Genomic DNA, 23,859 nt, shown 5'->3' with positions numbered 1-23,859 from the left:
AGCTACTCTCAGAGGTCACCGTTGACAGTCAAGGATGTCGTAAAGGGGTATTTTCCATGTTCACCAGTAATGAAAATAAATTACGTAGCATCAGACATCTACCGGAAGGATTTTAAGGCTCTACGGGATTGAATTGATTATTCAGGCTGAGACTGGAAAAGAAGAAGAGGCCACAGAAAAATTGTTGCGAAAATTTGAGAATGGGCCAGTGATGTCACTTTCAAGAGCAGGAAACAGGACAAGTGGAATACCAGTTTTCAGGTCTCGGAGTCGCTCTTACGATATCGGGCACTTACCTGATTAAGCTGCTGACGTTCTTTGGGAGTGAGTGACTCTAAACCGAATTCGTGAACCTTATGCAGCAACAAATCGAGCTGTTTTTCGGCATCCCGATTCTTTTCACGTTCACGCATTTTTTTCTGTAATTTGCGTTTTTCGCGCCACTTCTGGAAAAATCCAGCCTGCTTTTCTACCAATTGACTACTGGAACGCTCCAGACTGGTATACCCCTGGGAAAAGTCATATCCAAAGATCGAATCGTCATATGAATCCTCTCTTTGAGCCGACGTAAATTCGATTAAATTCAACATCAATAACAGAGCACTGAAAAAAACGACCCATGCACTGTGAGTACTCAAACCAACAACCATGCCAATGCCACCAATCCAGAAACTGACGCTCAGCAGGATCCGATGTACGACAGTCTCATCAAATCGACGGGAGAGAAGTATCTGAAGGATTTTTCCTCCGTCCAGAGGTAGCACAGGAATCAGGTTTACCAGCAATAGCAGCCAGTTCAGATTGAAAACCAGCAGTAAGATCGCCTGTCCCAACTGATTACTTAAATCAACAGTCGGCAGCTTGATCGGGTTGAGTGAATCTGAAAGATGCCCGGACCAGATAACAGCAGGTACAGTAATTCCACAGAGCAGTAGATTGACAGCTGGCCCTCCCAGTACGGTCAACAGTCGCGCAGAAAACGTTCTTTCCGGGCTGCAGGGGACCAGCCCCCCCAGAGGCCAGAGAACAATCTGATCTGCTTCGCCTCCTGTCAGTCGGCAGGCGACCACATGCCCCATCTCATGCAGAAATACACTGATAAACAGGATCCCAAACAGGGTCACTCCCAGTCCCAGAGAGTAATGAGACCAGAAGACCAGCAGTAAAACTGGTAGAAAGATACTGACCCGTACCTGGGTCAGGAACCAGGTTCCGATTGAAAATGACCAGTGTAATGGATTGGAACGACTCATCTTTACAAAAACCTGAAGAAGATCATCATTGAAATACCAAAGTCAAGTGGCAGGAATGATCAATCCGGAAACCGGCGGTAAGGTTTAACGGAACCGGGAGCAGCAATTACTTAATGTTATACACCCCATATCCCGTTGGCAATTCCACTCTTTTCTACCTCGCTAAATCTTAGCCAATTTCAACAGCTAAAACATCCCCAAAAACTGTTTTGCACCGATCTCCCGGGCAATCTGTGCCTGTAACTCCCATTCCGGATCACCTGCCTGGTGTACCTGGTTTGTAGAAATTGCCAGCACACCGATCGCCTGATCTCCCTCAATTATCGGTATCGCATAGGATTGTTTTGCATCAAATTTTTGCAACCATTCTGACGATCCCTGTAGACCAGATTCTTTCGCCTGCAGGGTTCCGATTGCTGGTTTTTGATCAATCACTGCCTTGACGATACCTAAGCCTGTGTTCTTTAACGAAACTTCCTGTGTCAAAGCGGAAAACTCTCGCTTTACCTGTTCATCCATTTGTGAATCTGCCCGAAAACCAAGCTGTACCAGCTTTCCAGACTGACAACGCCAGAGTCCGATTGCCCGTCCTCCCAGAACTTCCATTAACCGATCCAGAACATCCGAAATTGATCGCTGACGCTGTAAAACGGACTCAAATTGTTCCATAATTTCTGTAAACTGCTGCTGCATATCTGAGTTTCACCCTGAACTGATGGAGACTGCTTGAAATATAAACTGATCGCTGGAGTGATCCATTAATAGCTCTTTTCAGATGCAGGGAAATCACCTTTGCTCTGAATCAGCCGATACTATAGTCAGATAAACCTTGAACGAGAGGATATCTACGGTATAGAATGGACTTAGCTCGCTGTAAATTAGACAGTTGGTTATGTTTTCACTTCTACGTTACTATCATACAGCTACCGTATCATAATTCCAATCTGTCTCATTCCAACGACGTGAGACTCCCAAACCACTGACCAATCAAACATATCGGACGACAAAAATATGGATCTGCCAACTTGCCCATCATGCGGAGCATCAGTATTAGATGAAGACGCAGCAGAATGTCCTTTCTGTGGCGCATCTATGACGGCAAAGTCCTCCTCAAAAAAACCGGCTGCCAGCAGTAAGCAACCGGAAAAACCTGCTGTAGCAGCACCATCCGCCGCAGGGAAACGAAACAGGCGTGAAACAGTTTCTGATGATGATCCGTTTGAACTGGAACGCCAGCAACAGACTTCCAAGGTCATCCAACTGCTGCGCAAGCCTGTTAAAGGCAAAATGAATCGTTACGTCTGTCCAATGTGTGACACGCCGGGATTCGCTTCTTCAAAAGTGGTTGGCAAAGAGGTGAAATGTTCTAACGCGGGTTGCCTGGCACCTGTTTTCCTTGTACCTGACACAGAAGCAGCGGAACGGAAAACTACGGAAGAGAAGAAACCTGACCCCAATCAGAAATCGAAACTGCCATTGATCGCGGCCATCGTTGCCTCAGTTGCTGTCATTGGTGGCGTTTATTTCTATTTCACCACATCTGTTCCCGATGGCTCAGAACTGGCAAAACCGTTTGATAACCCGATCATCAAAAACCAGTCAAAAAACTCGATGATCCCCGATAAAAACAAACCAACTGTCAACCCACTGGCGAATAATGGGCAACAGACTCAGAACACCTCTACTGATGTGAAACAGCCTGTTTCTCCTGAACTCGTTCAGAAAACTTCTCTGGAATCAATGGTTGAATTATCCCGTTCTCGCGACAACCGCAGTAAACCTTTCAGTCGTCGTTTAGCGGCAGAAGCATATGCGATTTCAGGTGACCTGACAGGCTCTCGAGAACAGATTGCCCGAATTGATGCTGTCGATCCACATCTGCCATTCTACAAACTATTCCCCTTGATCGAGATCGGCTGGCTTCAGTTACAAGAGAAGGATACAGCTGGTTTAAAGAAGACATTAGATGAAACCGTAGAGCTTTCTAAAAAGATTCCGGAATATGGAGGTCGCGATACCCTGGATCTCATCTCGCGGCTGGCCGCATTCTGGGTCGCGGCTGGAAATGAAGATGCAGCAGAAGAACTGATCAGCAAGCATCAGGCTGAAAACAGTCTCGCACAACTGTCAGCCTATCTGCAGATTGCCCATGAAACCAATTACTATGATTTCGAATCACTGATTGATCTGCATCGGCGTTGGAATGCGCCGCAGTCTGTTGCAACGACTTTGATCCTGATTTCGCATGATTATGATGAGGCAGCGTTGAACTGGGCGGCCCTGGCACCAGAAGCAATCGACCGCACCGAAGCAGTCACGCAGTGGTCTCTGGCAGTATTGGAACAGGCAGTCAATCAAGATAAAAAGCCGGGAATTGACATGATTCAGCCTGCAGAAATGAAACTGTCTGCAACGGGAAATGCTCTGATGTATGCCCGTTGTGCTTTTGAACTGAATGCATTGAAGAAACCTGAACTGGCAAAAGCTTTTCTGACTAAATCAAAATCGTTTCTGGAAAAGATTCCGGTTCCTGCCCCTCTGAAACTGGGGAGCCTCAAAGAAATTTATACGATGAAGTTACCCGCTTCAGAACCTCTGGAACTGGCTTCTCAGGCTTACATTCAGATCGCCTGTGCCGAAGCTGAACTGGGTGAGCAGACTGAAGCAAACCGTTTCCTGAAAAATGCGGTTCAGGCTATTCAGGCAATGGCCCCCAGCCTTGCCGCGGTACAGGATAAACAGAATGAATCATCAAATTTCAATTTCAAGGAACAGATCAAGGATACATTAAACCTTGATTCCGACGACCGAATCAATCGGGCAATCAGAGATTACCGCAAACAACTCAATTCACTGAAGTCTGCGGCTGAGAACAGATCGACCCTCCTGGTCAATTTATTATCCCAGGCTGCAAAAACGAAATTGTCTGCCAGCGTGTGGAATCTTGCCCAGCAAAGCCAGCAGGCAGCGGATGAAAACCTGAAAGATACACTTCTGGACTCCAGTCTGCCTGCCACGATTTTAGATGCTAGTCAGAAAAATTCCGATTTGACAGCCCAGATCAAAAAAGCACTTAATGACAAGATCCCTCCTCTGCAAAAAGAGGACCTGCTGGTTCAACAGACTTTATTCCTGGTCAAAAATAACAAACCGGAACAAGCTGCCCACGAAATTAATCAATCCGATTTGAAGAAAGCCTGGAAAGGACAGCTGTCGCTGAAACTACTCTCAGTTTTGATCAATCAATCAAAGTTTGAACAGGCAATCCAGTTTGTCACCGCGATCAAAGATCAGGTTTTGAGAGAAGATATGTTGAACGCGATCGGTGCAATCGCAGCTGTTCAAAACAAAGTACCTGAAGTTTCTGAAATTCTGGAGAGCAATGTCTACACTCCGACAGAACGAATTTCCGGTTACCTGGGACTGGTCAGTGGCCTGCAGATCGCCAAATCCAAAGCACCGGCCCCCGAACCGACTCAGCAGCCAGCTGGCAAACTGTAATATACGATTCATATCGATTGTCCCACGACAATAAGCTCAGTTCCTGTTTTTTTTCAAATGTTGTTGAACATCGTTAAGTATTTCCCTGATTTCCCGCCGAATCTGAATCTGGACCTGTCAGCTGGCTCCAGGCGATCTATACACAAAAACACATGTCCTGCTACGCTAATTTCACCTGCTATGCCTGACTTATATTTCAACGATTTCGGACTTTAGCTATTTCTTCATCCAGAGTTCCCTATTCATTACTTTTGGTATAAACTAACATTCGCGAATGGATCTCTTGGAAATAAGAGCTGACAGCTTCTGATGAACCGTCTGATCCCGTGCAGACAATTATGATTGATCAACAATGATCCCCAGATATACATCATGGAGGAAATGTATGAGCCGTATTGCTCATTTCGCGTTTATCCTGTTATTTTGCTTAACCGTCTCCCAGTCAGCCAATGCTGAGAACAAATCTGCCCCCAATATTTCACTGGCACAGATTAACGCAGATGGCATGATTGCCGATCTGAAGTATCTGGTTCTGGACCTCGCTGAGGAAAAGAAGGGCTGGAGCAATCTCGAAGAACTGCTTCCCTCATTTCTGGAAGGGATCGATAAAACACGCCCGCTGCGGATCGATATCTTACTCGGTGAAAACCAGAAGGAACGCTATCGACTCATTCTTCCAATCAGCAATCTGGCTGAGTTTCGTGATAACCTGGAAATCTTCGAAATCTCTTCCAAAAAACAGAGAAATGGTCCCTATATTCTGGGGAATCTGTTCGAAGGCTTCATGAAATATCTACAGGATGACAAATATGTTGTTATTTCTGAAAAGCTTTCTGAAGTCAATGAAATCGAGGATCCTCTCAAACGAATTCAGGAACTGCTGAAAGAAAAATATGATTTCAGCGCTCTGATTACGAATGAAAAAGAGGGAGTCGCTGATCGTAAAAAATCAATGGCCAGCACCCGTAAACAGTTGCTTGCAGCTGTCAAGAAAAAACGGGATGAGACAGACAACGCTTTCGAATTGCGTAAGCTTGCCTTCACACATCAGATGGATGAACTGGAGCGCCTGTTTGTCGAATCAGAAAAAATGGTAATTGGCTGGACAACCGATGCTCCTGCTAACGAAGGACGCCTTGTCTTTACCTTAAAAGCGCTTGAAGGTACTTCCCTTGATGCAAGTATCAAACAGTTTGCCACAAAACCCAGTTACTTCGCCAATGTTCCCGTCAAAATGGATGGCATTCTGAACGGTAGAATCAATCATCCCCTGGATGAAATGCGAAAAGAAAATTTCACTGCGTTTTATAAACTGCTGCTGCCAAGCCTGCAGGATCGTATTGATGCCAATAAAGATCTGACAGACGAACAGAAAACGTCCGGTAAGAAAGTTGCCGCGTTGATTATTGAAATGCTGGATGCTGGCAAAGAAACTTCACTCATTGATGGGTTTATCGACAGCAATTCGACTGCAGATGGAAAGTACACGCTGCTGGGCGGTATCCGTTCCACCGATGGCGCCAAACTCAAAGAAATTGTGGAACTGCTGCCCAAATTAATGAAGGACCAGACTGTTGAGACAGATGTTGTAAACGAAGAATCTCTGAAGATCCATAAGATCAACATCAAAGATGAGTACAAAGCCGGTTTTGAAGAACTGTTCGGAGCAGGGGAGGCCCTCTATGTTGGCAGTACTCCTGAGGCACTCTGGGTTGCCGCGGGTCCGGATTCCATCAAACGGATTACCGATGCTTCTAAACTGGTAAAAGAACCGGCACCAGAAAAGGTGAGTCCGGAAGTTATCGAACTGAATGTAAAAACATTGCCCTGGCTGAAGATGATCAATAAGGTTCGTGGAGAGAAAGGAAACCAGGAAGTTCGTGAGATGCTGATTAAATCCCTCACAAGCACCGATGATACTTTTTCTTTTGTCATGAAACGCGAGGGTGAGACCATTGATGGCAAGGCGAAGCTGGATAAAGGGATTTTAAAATTCATCGGGAATGTGATTGCCAAATTCTCGAAAGAAACCCTTTAATACTGCATTCCAGCTTAGCAAAAACTGAGACAGCCGCTGCGATACGATTTTATCACAGCGGCTGTTCTGCTTTATATTTCTGGTAAGATGCCTTCAAAGAAACGTCTGAAACGTCCACAGGTGTCAGTTCCAGAGAGCATCACATTTAACCATAGCGTCTCTCGATCTATAATGCTCGATCCAAAATGGCCCTGGAGACACTATTGTGATACTGGACACAGCCGAAAATGATCTGGCTCTGGTTAATCCCAGTCATCCATAATTTCTTCCAGTTGAGCCTCTTCGCTCAGATCAAGTGTCAGACCCGTCAATTGATCTTCCACTGATTCCGAGACTGTAAAAACAGGCTTGGGTTTCACTGTTTCCACTGAGATATTCTGAGCTGCAGACTGGTTAGTTACTGTTGACGCTGGTTGCGCACGCTTTCCGGAATTGGGTGTATTGGCAACACGTGTCGCTTCAGGCTGAGCAAAGCGTCTTACTTTTTCCAGAAATTCACTTTTGGAAAAGCTGGTTTTAATAATGTAATCATTCGCCCCCCCCTGGATCGCAGCAATCACGGTTTCCTTGCTGGCATCAGATGTCAACATAATGATTTTGGTCTGAGTCAGAGTCGGGTGCGACCGAAATGCCTTCAGGGTCTGCAAACCATCCCAGACAGCCATCTGCACATCCACAATCGCAATATCTGGTGGATATTCCAGAGCTTTATGAAAACCTTCCGATCCATCACTGGCAACTGAAACAAAGTATTCACGACGTAAAAAAGAGACCATCAGATTGCGAAATAAAGGATCATCGTCAATCACAAGTACTCGGGCATTTGTTTTTTCTGGTGAATGTAGCATTAGAGGAACCCACAACTTATGTTCGAAATCTGTCACTAAGACTTACTGGCGGGAAGAATTGAATCAAAGACCTCGTTTAACACAAGCAGCATCTCCTGGGAGCGGTTATCCATTTCGAGCTCATATTGATTTTCATACTTAGCGTTAATTTGAGATGATTCAATACTCTCTTCAGTTAACAGTTCTGCATTGCTCATAGGTACTTCTCTCAAAGTTGACAATGATTTCGGTTTTCCAAGGACCTGGTCACAAACACATCGAAGTGATGTCCGTTGATAAAAAGTAGGTCAACTTTCACTATCTGGCTGATTTTTCTATAAAAAAGCAGGGGGAAGGCGTCTGCTCTTTTGACGCAGTCCACCCAGGCGGCAAAATCAGACCTCAGAAGGAACAGAGAGCTTTAATCCTTCATGTATGCTTAATAAAGCTACTTACTGTCAAACCGGATTGTTCCATCCCAGTCCAGCGGGGCAATCCGATTGGTACGAGTGATCTGTAAGGCGAGAAAATCCTGTGCACGATCCGAAGGAGGGATCTCATGCAGGAGACGGAACGCTTCTTCCCATTGGCCTTGAATAAAATGTTCTACCGCCGTTTCGTAACACCCAACTTCTTGATCTGTCAAAGTTTCAGTATTCGACTCTGGAGGTAATAACTCGCTGACCACCACCGGTTTTTCCATTCCATACGGCAGTATCCGAGCCAGCTTTCGGACACGGCCTTCCTCCCGATCCAGTTTCGTCCGTACAATTTGTGCGGTTGCTTCATCCATTAAAACCGGCACACGCAGATGCTTTGTCAGCCCCTCCAATCGACTGGCGAGGTTCACGACAGGCCCGAACACGGTCACCTTTACCTGATCGCTGGTGCCGATTTTTCCAGCAACGGCTCTCCCATGCGCAATCCCGATTCCCATACGAAAATCCGAAAGGGGATGGTCGGGTTGCAATTTGATCTGCTCAAATGCATTGCGTATCGCCAGTGCAGCGCGACACGCATCGAGGGGAGCCAGCTCGGAAGAGAACGGCCAGCCCCAGAATCCCAACGCAGCGTCTCCCTGAAAATCGCCCGTCACGCCACCAAAATCAAGAATGTGGGATGTCATGATGCCTAATGCCTGACTGACTCGTCCCAGAAGACCAATCAAATCCTCAGAGGAACTTTCCGCATGCTGGCTGAATCCCCGCAGGTCACAAAACAATACTGTCACATCACATTCACGAGGTTCGAGAATCTCTGTATTCAGGTTATCTCCAATCGCCGCGAGGATGGGAGGCGCAAAAAACTGCCTGAGACCGGCCTGTTGACGTTCCAGTTGATTGAGCCTCCTTACCGATTTGACGATCGATGCCACCAGCTCGGTAAATTTCACATCTGCCTGGAGATCAATTCCTCCTGTCCCCTGTGGTGCTGAAACCTGGTAAGGCTGGTTTAACTCGCCCGCCACATAGAGGCCCCATTTCCCGTTCATCCCCTCTTCGATCGGCGTGCAGAATGCCCAGTCAAATTCTGCTACAGCGGTGTAATCTTCCTGATTCTCTTTCTCCTCCCTGGCAGCCCACACATGTAGAACCGAGCGTTTACTTTTTTTGACTGCCTCCAGAACCAGTCGGCCACTGGGATGAAAGCCTCCCTGGGTCTGACGTCGTCTTTCCCAGAAAGGAACCTCAACCCGATCCTCATCATTCAAACGCACGACAGCAACCGCATCGGCATGCTTCACGCCGGAAAGCAACATTGTCACCAGTCGATGAAACAGATCAGCGTCGTTGCGGGCATCCAGAATTAGTTCCGGTAAATGCGCCAACACATCAATCCTCTGATCCGCATCACGATATCTGACCTTCACCAGTTCGTTCGGCTTGAATGTGACCTCTTCCAGAGGAGACTCTCGTGGAGAGGAAAAACTGGAAGCCGAATCCAGCAGTTGAAATGTGGTCGAACCAATGACGAATGTACTCCCCGGTTCCAGCAGAAAATCATCGAAGGCAATCCCCGCCAGAAAAATCTGATTCTCTGCATTCGAGAACCGTGACACGGATAACTGTTTCGGCTGTACTTTGAGCAGCGCGTGTTTTCGTGAGATTCGATCATCCCAGGTTATCGAAATATCTGCTTCCGGGGAACGACCTAAGACCAGTTCCTGGCCTGGCTCCAATGTGAACCGGTTGGAATGCTGAGACTGGGTTCCATATATGACTAACTCCAACAAGCAAAGTCTCCCCGTTTATACATAAAATAGTTTAGTTAACTCTGCTGTTGACCGGATCAACTGGATGTGGTTGATCCCTGCTCAGAACGCTTTTCGGAGTGATGCCGGGACCAGTCCCAGACGCGGCGTTCTGTCAGGACCCGCATCACAAAATACCAGACCGTAAAGATCAACAGACAACTCGTCACCAGTACGATCAATCCGTACTGAATTAACCAGTTCCGCATTTCAGCGACCGGTTTCAATGCCATGCTGCGACGTTCCTGGACCACTGCCGTCCAACCAGTCGTCCCAATTGGAGAAAATGCCGCCAGCCAGATGTTGTCCTTGTTATTCTCCGATAATACTGCCTCAACTGGATCCTGGTAATCATCCACCATAACTGCCTTACGTCCGGGTTGCCCCTTCTGTTGATCTAATTTAATGGATTGTATTCGTTCAAAATCTTTCGCTGTCAATACGAGTTGATCAACCTCGTCCCGCTTCAGACGCCGCAACGTGTCTGAAGTCATGCGAGGGTGTGCCAGCATCTTACCATCGCGGGTATCGATTAAGGCAATCTTTCGATTTCCAAGATTCTCCGTATCTCCACTGATGCTCTCGTCAAAACCTGACAGTAACTGATCCAGATGAGTGGTTCGCGATAAGACTCCCAACACTTTTTCGTGCTGCAGATCCCAGACAGGGACGGCAACCGCGACCATCCATTGATGTGTGGCATCGCTCTTAAAGACCTGACATATATAAGGCTCTTTGATAGGTTCAATCCCCTCGGGAATCTCATCTTTGTCATACTCGGTACCGTGTCCGTGGAAATAGTCTCGATAGGAAAAGTCCTGCCCGATAGTCGGTCCAGGAGGGTCGCGCCAAATCTGGGTCCCCTTGGTATCAGTAAGAAACCAACTCGTATCCTGCTCACGATCCAGGGCAGCACGTTTCTCATCTACCAGAGTTTTTTCCTGCATCAAATAGTCAAATAGCTCAGGATACCTGTTTATAATTTCTCCATCTTCCTCAACATCTCCCTGCATCAGTGAACGCAGCAGGGTCCGATCCGAGAGTTCAATCAGTTGTACTTTGCGATCCTGCAATTCCCGATCCATGTTTTGTGACAGCAGATTTGCAGAGATGGAATCACCGATCAGTGCGCGCTGCGTTAAGTTTTTCCGAAATTGTAATACCATCTTATTGACCACTGCACTGGCAACGGGAATCAACCCGATCATCAATAACAGAGGACCAATGATCCCCAGCGCAATCAGGGGACGGCGAGCCCGGTGCTGTTCTCTCTCTACCAGACTGGTTAAAACAGCTTGCGCATTGGGAAATCGTTTCTTCGGATCAGTCTCCAGACAACGATCTACAATATCGATGAGCCGTCGATCTATTCCGGAAACTTTTCGGTGTTCTGCCGGCCGTGGTGAATTACGGATCAGTTCCCGGTAAGCCGCTAACTTTTCATCAAGTGTATTCAGACTGCGAATTTTCTGCTCATTTTCTGCAGTACGGTAAGGCGCGCTCCCTGACAACATGTGATACAGCAGCGCCCCCAATGCATATACGTCCCAGCGGGAATCGGGAACGGCTTGCAAATCAGCCTGCTCCGGAGCCATATAATACAAAGTTCCCAGGGAAGGGCTCTGTTCATCTGAGAGTCGTGATTGACCAAAATCACAGAGACGAGGCTCGAAATTCGCATCCAGTAGAATATTGGCCGGTTTCAGATCACAGTGCAGGATACCTCTACCATGAGCGTGCACCAGAGCCAGCAGAACGGTTTTGGCAATTCTGACCGCTTCCGAAACAGGTAAAGGCCCTGCTTCCAGAAAAGAGGAGAGTGACCCATTTTCCAAGTATTCCATCATATAATACGGCGGATCGCTGTTCCAGCCCACACCCTGCAGACTGATAATATGCCGGGATGTGTATAACTCGGCCAGTTTTTCGACTTCGCGGTTCAACAGCGACCAGTCCAGACCTCGACGATACGTGTAGAATTTGATCGCCACATATTTTCCCGTATTCTCTTCCTGAGCCAGCCAGACAGATCCATAGGATCCTTCTCCCAGTGATCTCATCAGGAGATAACCCGGGACTTTTGCCGGCAGCAACTGCTGATCCTTGCTTAAACTGGCTGCACGGGCTCGTTCATCAGGCGACTGAACCAGGGTTTTATCAGTCATTTCTGCTTCTATTCCCTGATTTTCCGGTTTCTGATCCTCTGAATATTGAACGTCGCCAGTACTTTGAGCGTTCTCTTGAGGATCTGACTCATTCATGGGAACAATATCTTTGATAAATAACACGGGTGGAGAAATCACGCACAGAATGGCTCTGGGAACCGTCAACAACTCTGCTTCTATTCTATGCAATTGAGAGTCGGCTCTCAATGACAATTCTCAGAACGTAACTTATTGAAAATCAAGGTTTTTCTCCCTTGGAAGACACCAAAATTCAGGGGCGTTATTAGTTGTGATATCAGGGCCTTCCGGCTACAATTTGACTGTGTCTGACAGACTCGAATTCTGCAGCGTTTCAGGCGGTTTTCAAACCCTGTTTTGACCAAAAAACAACTTGCAATTCAGCGAGTGGAATTGAACGTTACAGCATGGAAAGCAGTATCCTTTCTCAACCAGTTGAAGAGTGTCGGGATGGAGCATCCAGTACCTTCGATTAGCACCTGTCGTTTCTGACCACTCCGGTTAATAAATACGATCAAACCAACCAGATCAGAAATAAATCAGTAGTTCATTTCCTTAAGGAGAACAAGGATTGGCTAGCGACAACGGCGAAGAACCGATTATTGATAAGAATATCAAATACCTGGATATCCAGGATGAAATGCGCGACAGCTACCTCACGTATGCCATGAGTGTAATTATCAGTCGCGCACTTCCGGACGCACGGGATGGGTTAAAACCGTCTCAGCGCCGGATTCTTGTCGCCATGAATGATTTGAACCTGGGAGCAAGTTCATCAAGGGTCAAATGCGCAAAAATCTCGGGTGATACCAGCGGTAACTATCACCCCCACGGGGATGGATCCATTTACCCGACTCTGGTCCGACTGGGCCAGGACTGGGTAATGCGAAATGTCCTCATTGACAAACAGGGCAACTTTGGTTCCCTGGCGGGCCTGCCACCAGCAGCCATGCGATATACCGAAGCCAGACTCTCCTCTGTCGCTGCAGAAATGCTGGACGATATTAATCGTAACACCGTCGACTTCGTCCCGACATACGACCAGAGAAATGATGAACCGGTTGTTCTGCCATCGAAATTCCCCAACCTGCTCGTAAATGGTTCCAGCGGAATTGCCGTTGGTATGGCCACCAGTATCCCTCCTCAGAATCTGGGAGAAGTCTGCGAAGCCATCACATTACTGATCGACAATCCGGATGCCACTATCGATGATATCCTGCAGGTGATGCCCGGTCCGGACTTCCCGACAGGGGGAATCATCTGTGGACGTTATGGCATTCGCAAAGGTTATGCGACAGGGCGATCCACCATTACACTCCGGGCACGGACTCATTTCGAAACGGAAAAACAATCGGATGTAATCGTCGTTACCGAAATTCCTTACATGGAAACACGGGATCGCATTCGCGAGAAACTCGAAACCCTGGTCCGAGATGACCGGGTGAAAGGGATTTCGCGCATCGTTGACTTAACCGACAGAAATGTCCCTCCCTGGAAAGTACACCTGCAGATCATCCTGAAACGGGATGCCGACAAAGAAGTGGTACTGGCGCAACTCTTCAAGTTCTCCCCACTGCAAAATACCTTCAGCATCATACTGTTGGCGTTGGTCGGGAACCGCCCGGAAACCCTTTCTATCAAAGAGCTGATTCAACAGTTTATTCTGCATCGAATTGATGTAATCCGCCGTCGCACTGAATTCCTGCTGGCTGAAGCCCGTAAACGAAAACATACCGTTGAAGGGTTGATGATTGCGCAGATTGATATCGATGAAGTCATCAAAACCATTCGAAACTCCCCCAGCCGGGCAGAGGCCAAAATCAGCCTGCAGGGTTTGCAGGTCGATGGCAAGCTTATCGAACGCGCACTGGGAGAAGATGGTTTCAAAGAATATCAGAATGAGCAGGGGGTTCATGAATATTATTCGCTGTCAGCCAATCAGGCAGAAGCGATTGTCTCGATGCAGCTTGGTTCGCTGGCCAATCTGGAACGCGAGAAGCTGAGTGGCGAGCATCAGGAACTCCTCAAAGCCATCTCCGAATATCTATACCTGTTGTCAGATGAAGATCATATCCGCTCTGTCATTCGTGAAGACATGCTGTTGCTTCAACAGAAATATTCGGACAAACGCCGTACAGATATTTCCGAAGATGAACTGACTGACGTCAATCGAGATGACCTGATTACAGAAGAACCGATGGTAGTGACTCTCTCACAAAGAGGTTATATCAAACGAACTCAACTGAATACTTATCAGGCACAAAATCGAGGTGGGAAAGGAATCAAAGGTGCGAAAACGGATGAGGAAGATCCCATTCAGCATCTGTTTGTTTCCAGTACGCACTCCTATCTGCTGTTCATCACGAATCGAGGGCGCGTGTATTGGCAGAAAGTTTATGACCTGCCACTTCAGGGACGCACAGCCAAGGGACGAGCACTCGTTAACCTGCTTTCACTTCAGGAGGATGAAGCCGTTTCGAATTGTGTGGCTGTCCGGGAATTTGACGAAGAACGCTTTCTCGTCATGGCAACGCGAAATGGAATCATTAAAAAATCCCCGCTCTCTGCTTACTCCCGTCCGCAGAAAGGGGGTATCATCGCGATCAAACTGGATGAAGACGACGAACTGGTGGAAGCCCTGATCGTTTCACCGGGTGAAGATCTGCTGCTGGCAACCTCTGATGGAATGGCCATTCGATTTGCCCAGTCAGATGCCCGTAGCATGGGACGAAATACGCGTGGTGTGAAAGGCATCAAACTTTCCAAGTCAGGGCATGTCATCGGAATGGTTATCGCCGATCCTGAAACCTGTCTGCTGACAGTCTGTGAAAATGGTTACGGTAAACGGACTCCATTTGGATTTATCCCTCCTGCCGAAGAACAGGAAGAAGAAGTTCTCGAAGCTGAAGAAGAAATCACAGCAGAACCGGATTCTGACTCCGAAGAAAATACCGATGAAGAGCAGGAAACCCGCAGTGGAATGCATTATCGACGCCAGAGGCGTGGCGGAAAGGGTATTCGAGACATAAGGACTTCAGCACGCAATGGCAATGCCGTCGATATTATTCCGGTAGCTGAAGATGATGAAGTCCTGATGGTAACAACAAGCGGCAAAATCCAACGGGTCAGAGGCTGCGAGATCAGCCAGGTCGGCCGAAACACCCAGGGAGTCCGGGTCATCACACTTGATACCAATGATAAACTGGTCTCGCTGGCAAGAATCCCGGCGGAAATTGTTGACGAATCTGAGAATGAAGACCCCGTCAATACGCCTGACGAGAATATTCAACCAACGACGGATACTGACAGTTCAACCGATGAGATCAATTAATTTTCACCTGAATTGTGAGTCCTGATTTTTTTTCTTTCAGAAGAATGGATACTCAAATGAAACAGATTTTAGTGACTGGAGGCTGTGGATTTATCGGATCCAATTTCATTCGATACCAACTCTCAGAATACCCGGATATTTCAGTAACCAATCTCGACAAGTTAACCTATGCCGGCAATCTGGAAAACCTGAAAGAATTTGAAAACCATTCAGGATATACCTTTGTTAAAGGTGATATCACAGACGCCGATTTTGTGAACTCTCTCTTGAATTCCACCGATTTCGATGCCGTGATTAATTTCGCTGCCGAGTCGCATGTCGATCGCAGTATTCTTGATTCGGGTCCCTTTATTCATACGAATATTGTGGGGACTCAAATTCTGCTGGATGCAGCCCGCAATAAGAATATCGCTCGATATGTGCAAGTCTCAACGGATGAGGTTTATGGCAGCCTGGGTGCTGAGGGATTATTCACGGAATCAACTCCGATTGCTCCCAACAGCCCGTATTCTGCCTCGAAAGCCTCTGCCGACCTCTTAGTAAGAAGTTACATTAAAACTTTCGACTTCCCCGCCATTATCACCCGCTGTTCCAACAACTATGGTCCCTACCAGTTTCCAGAAAAACTGATCCCGCTATTCATCTCGAATGCTCTGGAAGATAAATCACTGCCTATTTATGGTGAAGGAACAAATGTCAGAGACTGGATTCATGTCATTGACCATTGTCGTGGGATTGATGCCGCTTTGAGAAAAGGGAAAACCGGTCAAATCTACAACTTCGGTGGGAATGCAGAGATGCAGAATATCGAAATCACCAGACTGTTATTGAATATTCTCGATAAGCCAGAGTCTCTGATCAAATATGTCACAGACAGACCAGGACATGACCTACGCTATGCAATTGACTGCAGCAAAGCAGAAGCAGAATTAGGCTGGAAACCTGAAACCAGATTTGATACTGGATTAAAAGATACGGTACAGTGGTATCTGGACAACCCGGAATGGGTCAATCGAATCCGTTCGGGACAATATATGAATTATTATGAGCAGCAGTACGGCAACCGCTTAAATACTTAATTTGTATCATCATTTGACTTCAGGTAAATTGAGCTGAATTTCTAACATTCAGTTCTCGACTCTTCATTCAATCAAAAGAGAATTATATGAAAATTGCAGTAATTGGCACGGGGTACGTAGGACTGGTGACAGGCACTTGTTTTGCCGAAAGCGGAAACCATGTTACCTGCATCGACATTGATGAGCAGAAAGTTCAGAGATTGAACGCTGGTGAGATCCCTATTTTCGAGCCGGGCCTCGAAGAAATGGTGAAACGTAATTCAAAAGCCCGGCGACTACTCTTCACAACCAGTTATGATGAGGCTATTCCAGAGGCCAAGTGTATCTTCATCGCAGTGGGAACCCCTCAGAAAGAAGATGGCTCAGCCAATCTTGATAGTATCTGGAAGGTCGCCGAGTCACTTGCCCCCCTTCTACCAGAGGATTCGATCGTCATCATCAAAAGTACGGTCCCGGTAGGAACGAATCGCAAACTCGCAGAACTGCTTCAGGAACTGACAGGCAGAGTTGTTGATGTCGCTTCGAATCCGGAATTTTTGAAGGAAGGGGCAGCCATAGATGACTTCTCCAAGCCCGACCGTGTTGTCGTGGGAGTTTCTCGACCCGAAATTTCTGACACACTCCACGAACTCTATAAACCATTCCTGCGTACCGAACACCCATTCCTTTCCATGGAACTCGAGAGTGCGGAAATGACAAAATATGTCGCAAACTGCATGCTGGCGACAAAAATCAGTTTCATCAATGAAATGGCAAATCTGTGTGAACGGGTGGGGGCCGATATCAATCAGGTGCGCCGGGGAATCGGCCATGATCAACGGATTGGCTTTTCCTTTCTTTTTCCTGGAGTCGGATATGGGGGTTCCTGTTTTCCCAAAGATGTCTCCGCACTGATTTCCGTAGCCAAAAACCAGCAGATGGAACCATCCATCCTGAACGCTGTCGACCAGGTCAATACGGCTCAGAAAAAAGTGTTATTTGAAAAAGTAAACAAGTACTTCAAAGGCTCACTGCAGGGAAAGACTTTTGCGATCTGGGGACTGGCCTTCAAACCAAAAACAGATGATATCCGTGAAGCACCTGCCCTGGTTTTGATTGACCAACTTCTACAGGCCGGCGCGCAACTGAAGGTTCACGATCCGGTGGCCATGGACAATGTCAAAGATATCTATGGGGATCAGCTTGCTTATTTCGATCATCACTATGATACTCTGCAGGGATCCGACGCCCTCATTATTGTCACTGAATGGAATGAATTTCGGCACGCCGATTTTGATTATATTCTGCATAAGCTGCAGAAACCTGTCATCTTTGACGGACGGAACCTGTATGACCCCGATAAAATGAAACAAAAGGGTTTTGAATACATTGGCATCGGACTCAGTAATGTAAAATAACTGTGGAAAACAATTCACAGACAGTAAAACCGGAATCAGAAATACATACGGTTCTTAGATCTCAGTGATCGAGAACATCAAGAAAGAACGAAAAATGGAACACGAACTCAAAGAGAAATGCACGGGAATCATGGATCGCATCGTCAAGCTACGAGACTCTCTTTGACTACACTGACAAAAAAAAACGCGCTGCTGAAATTAATGAGCTGATGGGAGCTGCCGGCTTCTGGGACAACCAGGAGAAGGCACAGGGTCTCGTCAACGAAATGCAGCAGATTCAACTGGTTGTCAAACCATTAACTCAACTTGTTGAGGGCGCGGAAGATCTTGAAGTCCTGATAGAGTTCATTGAGGAAGAAGGCAGCGAAGACAGTATCCCGGAACTCTCTGCCACCGCCGAGCGACTCGAATCCATTCTGGAGCATCTGGAGCTTCAGGCGATGATGTCCGCTCCGGAAGATGGCTCTGCTGCCTACCTGAGCATTCAGGCGGGAGAAGGAGGCACCGATTCTTCTGACTGGGCAGAAATGTTGCTGCGCATGTATTTGCGCTGGTGTGAACGTAGAGGCTTCAATGTAGAGTTGCTGGATCGTTCCGATGCAGAAGAAGCGGGCATCCGCAGCGCGACCATTCGGATTGAAGGAGATTACGCCTACGGTTATCTCAAAGGAGAAACCGGAAACCACCGTTTAATTCGGATCAGCCCGTTTGACTCTGCAGGACGCCGACATACATCCTTTGCCGCAGTTGATGTTTCGCCGGACATGGGTGAAGTTGCAGAAATTGAAATCAGCTGGGACCAGGATGTACGTGAAGATACCTATCGTGCCAGTGGAGCAGGGGGGCAGCATATTAATAAAACGGATTCTGCCATCCGCCTGACCCATCTTGAATCAAATGTGGTCGTACAATGTCAGAACAACCGCAGTCAGCATAAAAACCGTGCCGAAGCCCGTAAAATGCTGAAATCAAAACTGTTTCAGATTGAGCAGGAAAAACGCGACGCAGAACTGGCTGCAAAACGAGGCGGTAAGTCGAAGATTGGGTTTGGAGGCCAGACAGTGCGAAATTATGTTCTGCACCCCGACCAGTATGTCAAAGATGCTCGTACAGGTTTTAAAGCAGGTAACCCGGGCCCCATTCTGGATGGTGACCTCGACGGATTCCTGGAAGCGTTTTTGCGTTGGGGTATGACAGAAAACTAACAGAAAAAACAGAATAGAGACTGTTATCTCGTCTCATTTGGGGGGAAGAAATCATGTTGCGGAATTCGTTTGCCTGCCTGGTATTCATCACATTTATATTGAGTGCACTGACAGGGTGCCTGAAAGTGGAACATCCTTCCCCGGATGCAAAATCTTATGCGGAACCTCAAGCTGCTGAAGTTGTCAAAACGCCGCCACAAACCAAAGAACCTGCAGGTGATGTGATACCTGAGACAGGCCTGACTGAAGAAGAGATCGCGGCAGGCTGGATCGCACTCTTCGATGGCCACAGTCTGTCTGGCTGGAAACCCAATAATGATGTCAACTGGCATGTCGATGAAGGGGTTATCAAAGCAGACAAGGGGGAACCAGGTCTACTGCTCACCACATCTCCCTTTGCAGATTACGAACTGAAATTCGAATTCAAATTGACTCCCGAAACAAACAGCGGGATTTTCCTGAGAACCACCTTTAACCCCACGGATCCCAGTAAGGACTGCTATGAACTGAATCTGTGTGATCAGAAAACCGAATTTCCAACCGGAAGCCTGGTCGCCCGCAGCAAGATCGATAAACCACTCCCCGTCAGTTCCGAATGGCAAACTTGTGAAGTAAACCTGGAAGGTTCGAACATCAAAGCCATTATCAATGGCAAAGAGGTTCTGAATTTTAATGATACTTCTAAGAATCTGCGGAAAACCGGATTCATCGGTTTACAGAAAAATGAAGGGGCGATTGAATTTCGCAAAATCTATCTGAAACCACTCCGGATGTCGACGATTTTCAATGGTGTCGATCTGGCAGGCTGGAATGTTGTCCCCGGTTCACAAAGTACATTTGAAGTCGTCGATGGCACCATTCACGTCACTGCTGAAAAACAGGGCTACCTGGAAACAGAAGAAATCTGGGGAGATTTCCTGTTTCAGGCAACAGCGAAGTCAAATGGGGACTCACTCAATAGTGGTTACTTTTTCCGTGCGATTAAAGGCTCGGAGAAAGGTATGGCTAATGGATATGAAGTTCAGATTCATAATGGAATCAAAGAGGGTGACAGGACCAAACCTGAAAATGCAGGGACAGGTGCCATATTTCGTAGAACCGAAGCCAGGCGTGTGGTTGCCAATGATCATGAATGGTTCACAACGACGCTTTCTGCCTCTGGACCGCATATCGCAGTCTGGATCAACGGTTATCAGGTGACTGACTGGACCGACACCAGAAAGCCGGATGAAAACCCTCGCAAAGGATTGAGACTGGAAGCAGGGCACATCAGCCTGCAGGGGCATGACCCTACTACAGATCTGAACTTTAAAGACCTGAAGGTCAGCACTCTTCCGGCAGATTCTCCTTGATTCCCCCAATACAGCGAATCGCGTGAAACAACTCAGCCTCAGGAGCAAGCTTAGTCACCACTTTGCGCACTCCCCAGAGTTTTGCTGCAGTGATGATTTCCGGATGCGCCAGTCCCATCATCCCGATGAGGGGGGCAGGCTCAATCCGGGTAATCAATTGATCCAGAACCGTGTCCCAGGGATCCAGATCATATACAATGACATCAGCCGTATTCTGGTGAGAGGCTGTCACGATTTCGCATCCCCAGTTTCTGAGCTGGGCTTCCAGCATGCTGCGATACTGGCTGTCACCGGAAATCACACTGATACGCGGCGCATTCCCCTGTCCATCCAGCCGTAATGGTAAAATCGACGATTCCCACAGGAATATTTCATCTCGGCCGGCAGTCAAAGGAAAGACCTGGGCATCCACCTCAATGATTTCCAGTTCCCTCTGAATTCGGGATGCAGCACTGCGTGCGGGTACGCGGATGCTGAACGGCCAGGTTGCCCGTGTCCGGCCATCAGATTCACACCAGACTCCATAACAGCAGACAAAACGACTCAGTGGAAAGCGACTGACGAGATCATCTAAGATATGAGGACCAAATTCATCAGGCCAGTTCTGACAAACGATGATCAGATCCGGATTTATATTTACGGTCCCGATCAGTTCCATTCTGGAAATTTCCAGTATTTGGGCTTCACTGCAGATTTCTCTGACTGAAGTGGAAATCGAATCCATTTCCGGGGTCAGATCACCAATGATCAACACGTGCATCTGATACAGACCTATTTAAATTACACTTTTGTCCAGATATCAATCTATTAAAACAACTGCATTTATACCCTAAAGATCGGGTTTCTGAAATGCCTTTTCTAAGGAATGAAAACCCTCTTTAAAGCAGCAGATCACTATTGCGAAATATTGTAAATTTTGCCATAACTCATTTTCTATCAGGCTGATCGGACTCAACCTGGACTTACAAATATTGACTCGAGGCAAGCTGCCTCGCTGGAACGTTGTGGAAAAGGATTTCGTCACGTTGCTCGAACCACCGTCTCCCGAATTACTGCATCGATTAACAAAGCTCAAGCTTTGTACCACTACCGATGTGAGACGCTGCAGGCGCCGTGTACGTAAACTGGCGCGGGGCATTCCCGCTTTCGACTCCGTCTGGATCGACGCACTGGTTCAGGCACAGAAAATCACCCCCTTCCAGGCACGCGTACTGGAATCCGGTCACCCGGAACATCTGGCTGTAGGACCGTATCTGCTGATTTCAGAACTGGGACATTCGCCACAATCCCAGACCTATATCGCCAGGGTACCTGATAGCACCGAACAATGCGCTCTGAAAATCACAACTCCCCAATTGGAGCAGCCACAGCAGTTACAGAAACATTTCCAAAGTCTGCTGCAACGGTTACAGGGACTGCATCATCCTTCCCTGGTATTACCCCGGGTCATTAAACAGCTTCCCACACAGTTTGTGATTATCAGCCATTATCTGCCTTCAATACCTGTCTCAGAACTGCTGATTCGCCGGGGACGTTTTCCGGTTCCCGTCGTTCTGGCGCTGGGCGCGCAACTGCTGGAGGCGCTGGTATTGCTTGAACAGCGAAAAGTAGTACACGGGGACATACGCCCCTGGAATGTCCGCCTGGCAGCAAAGGGAAATGCCGCCCTCGTCGATCCGGGCCTGGCCCCCATCCTCTCTCCCGAACTGACCATTCATGCCGCATTACCGCCGCGTTGCTACGATGGTATCGCTCCGGAACTGATCGGAACCGGTCGCCATCCTAATACACAAAGTGACCTGTATGCCCTGGGTTGCTTACTCTGGGAATTACTGGCAGGACGACCTCCGTTTACGACGGGTGACCCCCTGGCCAAACTGGCCTGCCATCAGACAAAATCCGTGCCTGACATCCGCAGTTGGGCTCCCGAAACACCTGCGGGCCTGGCCGAAGCATTAATTCGCTTTACAGCGGCTGATCCCCGACAGCGTCCCGGGGATATGCAGGCTGCACAAAAACTCTGGCCTGGAACAGCATCACGAAATCTTCTCGCCCGATTCCACGATTCTTTTCAGCACCAGACATCACGCGTAGAATCAGAACCGAAATCAGAAAAACCAGGCCGACTACCACTGATTGCCGCACTGATTTTTGTACTCTCGGGATTATCCTATACCCTGCTGGACGAAGGGGCCCGGAACCAGCTGCTGGAAATTACCTCCAAAGTTTCGTTCAACCAGACTGACAAAAAGCTTTCCCCACCCCCTGATACTCAGCCCCCCAAAGTCAAAACAGAAAAAACGGTTCATACTTTGCTCCCGGCCCCCGATGGGCAGGGGGTAATCCGGTTGGAAGCAAATACGGTGTATGAATCAACCAGGATCACCACCGTCGGGCCACTCACACTACAGGGGGATCCAGCACATCCCGCCATTATTGAAATCGAAGCAGATTCATTTCATGTTGTCGCTGAGCAACTGACCGTGGAAAATGTCATTTTCATCAATCGAACCAGTTCGCCCCAGACAGCAGGACAAACCATTCAAGCCCTGTTAAACGTGACAGCCCAAAACGTAAAAATCAACTCGTGTTACTTCACGCAACTGGAATCAAATGCAGAAGCCGGTTCGAATCAGATCTATAGTGCCCTGTATTGGAAACCATTGGATCCACAACATCGAAACGGGACAAACCTGACATTTCAGAATACCTTTTTTGCTTTACCCGGACACGTGGTTCATTTATCTCAATCACCTCAGAATATTTTGCTCAATAATTGTCTGAATCTCACTTCACGCTCACTGCTCTATCTGGAACATCCGCCTGAAATTGACCAGCAGTTAAACCTCAACCTGCAGCACCTGACCATGCGGGAGTCCGGTCCGCTGCTGATGTTGAACTGGTCCGACCAGATTCAGATTCCCGGTGCCATTCAGATGGTAGCCAGGGACTGTGTGTTTGGACTGGTACACTCTGCTCTCATCCAATTCCAGGGATTAAAGCCCCCTGAAAACTGGCTGGCATCAGTCGGCCTGCTGGGAGAAGGGTCTGTAGCTTCTTCCGATATTCTGATCGCTGGCTGGCAGGAGTCCCCCGGAACGTCACTGGAAGAACTCAGTACAGACAAGATGATGATCGAAGGCCTCTCCACTGGAAAATTTCGATATGCGGCTGAAATCAGTCTCCACCCGGCAGATTCTCTGGTCACCGAAGCACAAGTGCCGCGTAAATCTGCACAACCGCCGGGTATTCAGCCTGAATTGATTCCAGACTTTGTCGCAAGCCTGAAAACCCTTAAAAAGTAAGCTGTTGAGTGAGAGTTCTCCGCGCGATCTCCTTGAAGGGAGCAGGGGGGATTGGTAATATCTCTACCAGTCCTGTGATAACATCCTTCGATCGGGGTCTGTACGCATCTGACGTCACCCTGGTTGAAATACGCACC

Annotated in this window: 15 protein-coding genes; 8 read left to right on the top strand and 7 right to left on the bottom strand. The window is 47.7% G+C overall.

The annotated features are described in order from the left end of the window. Positions 1 to 257: 257 nt before the first annotated feature. Positions 258 to 1,253 (bottom strand): M50 family metallopeptidase, encoded by a 996-nt coding sequence (locus tag GmarT_RS12040; RefSeq protein ID WP_002648168.1) that lies wholly within the window; start codon positions 1,251 to 1,253, stop codon positions 258 to 260. Positions 1,254 to 1,439: 186 nt separating this feature from the next. Then, positions 1,440 to 1,946 carry a hypothetical protein gene (locus tag GmarT_RS12035; RefSeq protein WP_002648169.1) on the bottom strand — a complete coding sequence of 169 codons (507 nt, stop codon included), beginning with the start codon at positions 1,944 to 1,946 and terminating at the stop codon, positions 1,440 to 1,442. Positions 1,947 to 2,345: 399 nt separating this feature from the next. On the opposite strand from GmarT_RS12035, the gene GmarT_RS12030 reads away from it, so the two are divergent. Together GmarT_RS12030 and GmarT_RS12025 are read left to right on the top strand one after the other, a co-directional pair. Then, positions 2,346 to 4,754, top strand: coding sequence for a hypothetical protein (locus GmarT_RS12030; protein WP_002648170.1), 2,409 nt, complete (start codon positions 2,346 to 2,348; stop codon positions 4,752 to 4,754). A 385-nt stretch (positions 4,755 to 5,139) separates the two neighbouring features. Then, positions 5,140 to 6,792 (top strand): hypothetical protein, encoded by a 1,653-nt coding sequence (locus GmarT_RS12025; protein ID WP_002648171.1) that lies wholly within the window; start codon positions 5,140 to 5,142, stop codon positions 6,790 to 6,792. A gap of 242 nt (positions 6,793 to 7,034) precedes the next feature. Here GmarT_RS12025 and GmarT_RS12020 read toward each other — a convergent pair whose 3' ends face one another. The 4 genes from GmarT_RS12020 to GmarT_RS12010 form a co-directional block, all read right to left on the bottom strand. Further along, positions 7,035 to 7,640 (bottom strand): response regulator, encoded by a 606-nt coding sequence (locus GmarT_RS12020; protein WP_081459572.1) that lies wholly within the window; start codon positions 7,638 to 7,640, stop codon positions 7,035 to 7,037. 35 nt (positions 7,641 to 7,675) lie between these two features. Continuing rightward, complete coding sequence (locus GmarT_RS29500) at positions 7,676 to 7,837, bottom strand: hypothetical protein (RefSeq protein WP_002648173.1); 162 nt, start codon at positions 7,835 to 7,837, stop codon at positions 7,676 to 7,678. Between the two features lie 230 nt (positions 7,838 to 8,067). Further along, positions 8,068 to 9,849, bottom strand: coding sequence for an adenylate/guanylate cyclase domain-containing protein (locus GmarT_RS12015; RefSeq protein WP_230682331.1), 1,782 nt, complete (start codon positions 9,847 to 9,849; stop codon positions 8,068 to 8,070). Positions 9,850 to 9,908: 59 nt separating this feature from the next. Next, on the bottom strand, positions 9,909 to 12,131 hold the full coding sequence (locus tag GmarT_RS12010) for a serine/threonine protein kinase (RefSeq protein ID WP_149302754.1): 2,223 nt from the start codon (positions 12,129 to 12,131) through the stop codon (positions 9,909 to 9,911). A gap of 493 nt (positions 12,132 to 12,624) precedes the next feature. On the opposite strand from GmarT_RS12010, the gene gyrA reads away from it, so the two are divergent. The 5 genes from gyrA (at position 12,625) to GmarT_RS11985 (ending at position 20,417) form a co-directional block, all read left to right on the top strand. Beyond that, entirely contained in the window at positions 12,625 to 15,384 is a 2,760-nt protein-coding gene (gene gyrA / locus GmarT_RS12005) for a DNA gyrase subunit A (protein ID WP_002648176.1), read from the top strand. A gap of 56 nt (positions 15,385 to 15,440) precedes the next feature. Beyond that, on the top strand, positions 15,441 to 16,463 hold the full coding sequence (rfbB, locus tag GmarT_RS12000) for a dTDP-glucose 4,6-dehydratase (protein WP_002648177.1): 1,023 nt from the start codon (positions 15,441 to 15,443) through the stop codon (positions 16,461 to 16,463). 86 nt (positions 16,464 to 16,549) lie between these two features. Continuing rightward, positions 16,550 to 17,860 (top strand): UDP-glucose dehydrogenase family protein, encoded by a 1,311-nt coding sequence (locus GmarT_RS11995; RefSeq protein WP_002648178.1) that lies wholly within the window; start codon positions 16,550 to 16,552, stop codon positions 17,858 to 17,860. A 94-nt stretch (positions 17,861 to 17,954) separates the two neighbouring features. Further along, positions 17,955 to 19,065, top strand: a protein-coding gene (gene prfB, locus GmarT_RS11990; RefSeq protein ID WP_198139437.1) for a peptide chain release factor 2 whose coding sequence is annotated in 2 segments (ribosomal slippage) — positions 17,955 to 18,023 and positions 18,025 to 19,065 — 1,110 coding nt in all. Because the reading frame shifts where the segments join, the coding sequence is not laid out codon by codon here. Between the two features lie 53 nt (positions 19,066 to 19,118). After that, positions 19,119 to 20,417 (top strand): 3-keto-disaccharide hydrolase, encoded by a 1,299-nt coding sequence (locus GmarT_RS11985; protein WP_002648181.1) that lies wholly within the window; start codon positions 19,119 to 19,121, stop codon positions 20,415 to 20,417. Here GmarT_RS11985 and GmarT_RS11980 read toward each other — a convergent pair. Next, positions 20,389 to 21,177 (bottom strand): ANTAR domain-containing protein, encoded by a 789-nt coding sequence (locus GmarT_RS11980; RefSeq protein ID WP_002648182.1) that lies wholly within the window; start codon positions 21,175 to 21,177, stop codon positions 20,389 to 20,391. The genes GmarT_RS11985 and GmarT_RS11980 overlap by 29 nt on opposite strands. 211 nt (positions 21,178 to 21,388) lie before the next feature. Between GmarT_RS11980 and GmarT_RS11975 the strand changes: the two genes are divergently transcribed. Then, positions 21,389 to 23,722 (top strand): serine/threonine protein kinase, encoded by a 2,334-nt coding sequence (locus GmarT_RS11975; RefSeq protein WP_157158980.1) that lies wholly within the window; start codon positions 21,389 to 21,391, stop codon positions 23,720 to 23,722. The last annotated feature ends 137 nt before the right edge of the window (positions 23,723 to 23,859 follow it).

The organism is Gimesia maris, from assembly GCF_008298035.1.
GTDB lineage: Bacteria > Planctomycetota > Planctomycetia > Planctomycetales > Planctomycetaceae > Gimesia > Gimesia maris.
Note: the sequence above shows the minus strand (reverse complement) of the source record. Positions and strands in the feature narration are given on the sequence as shown.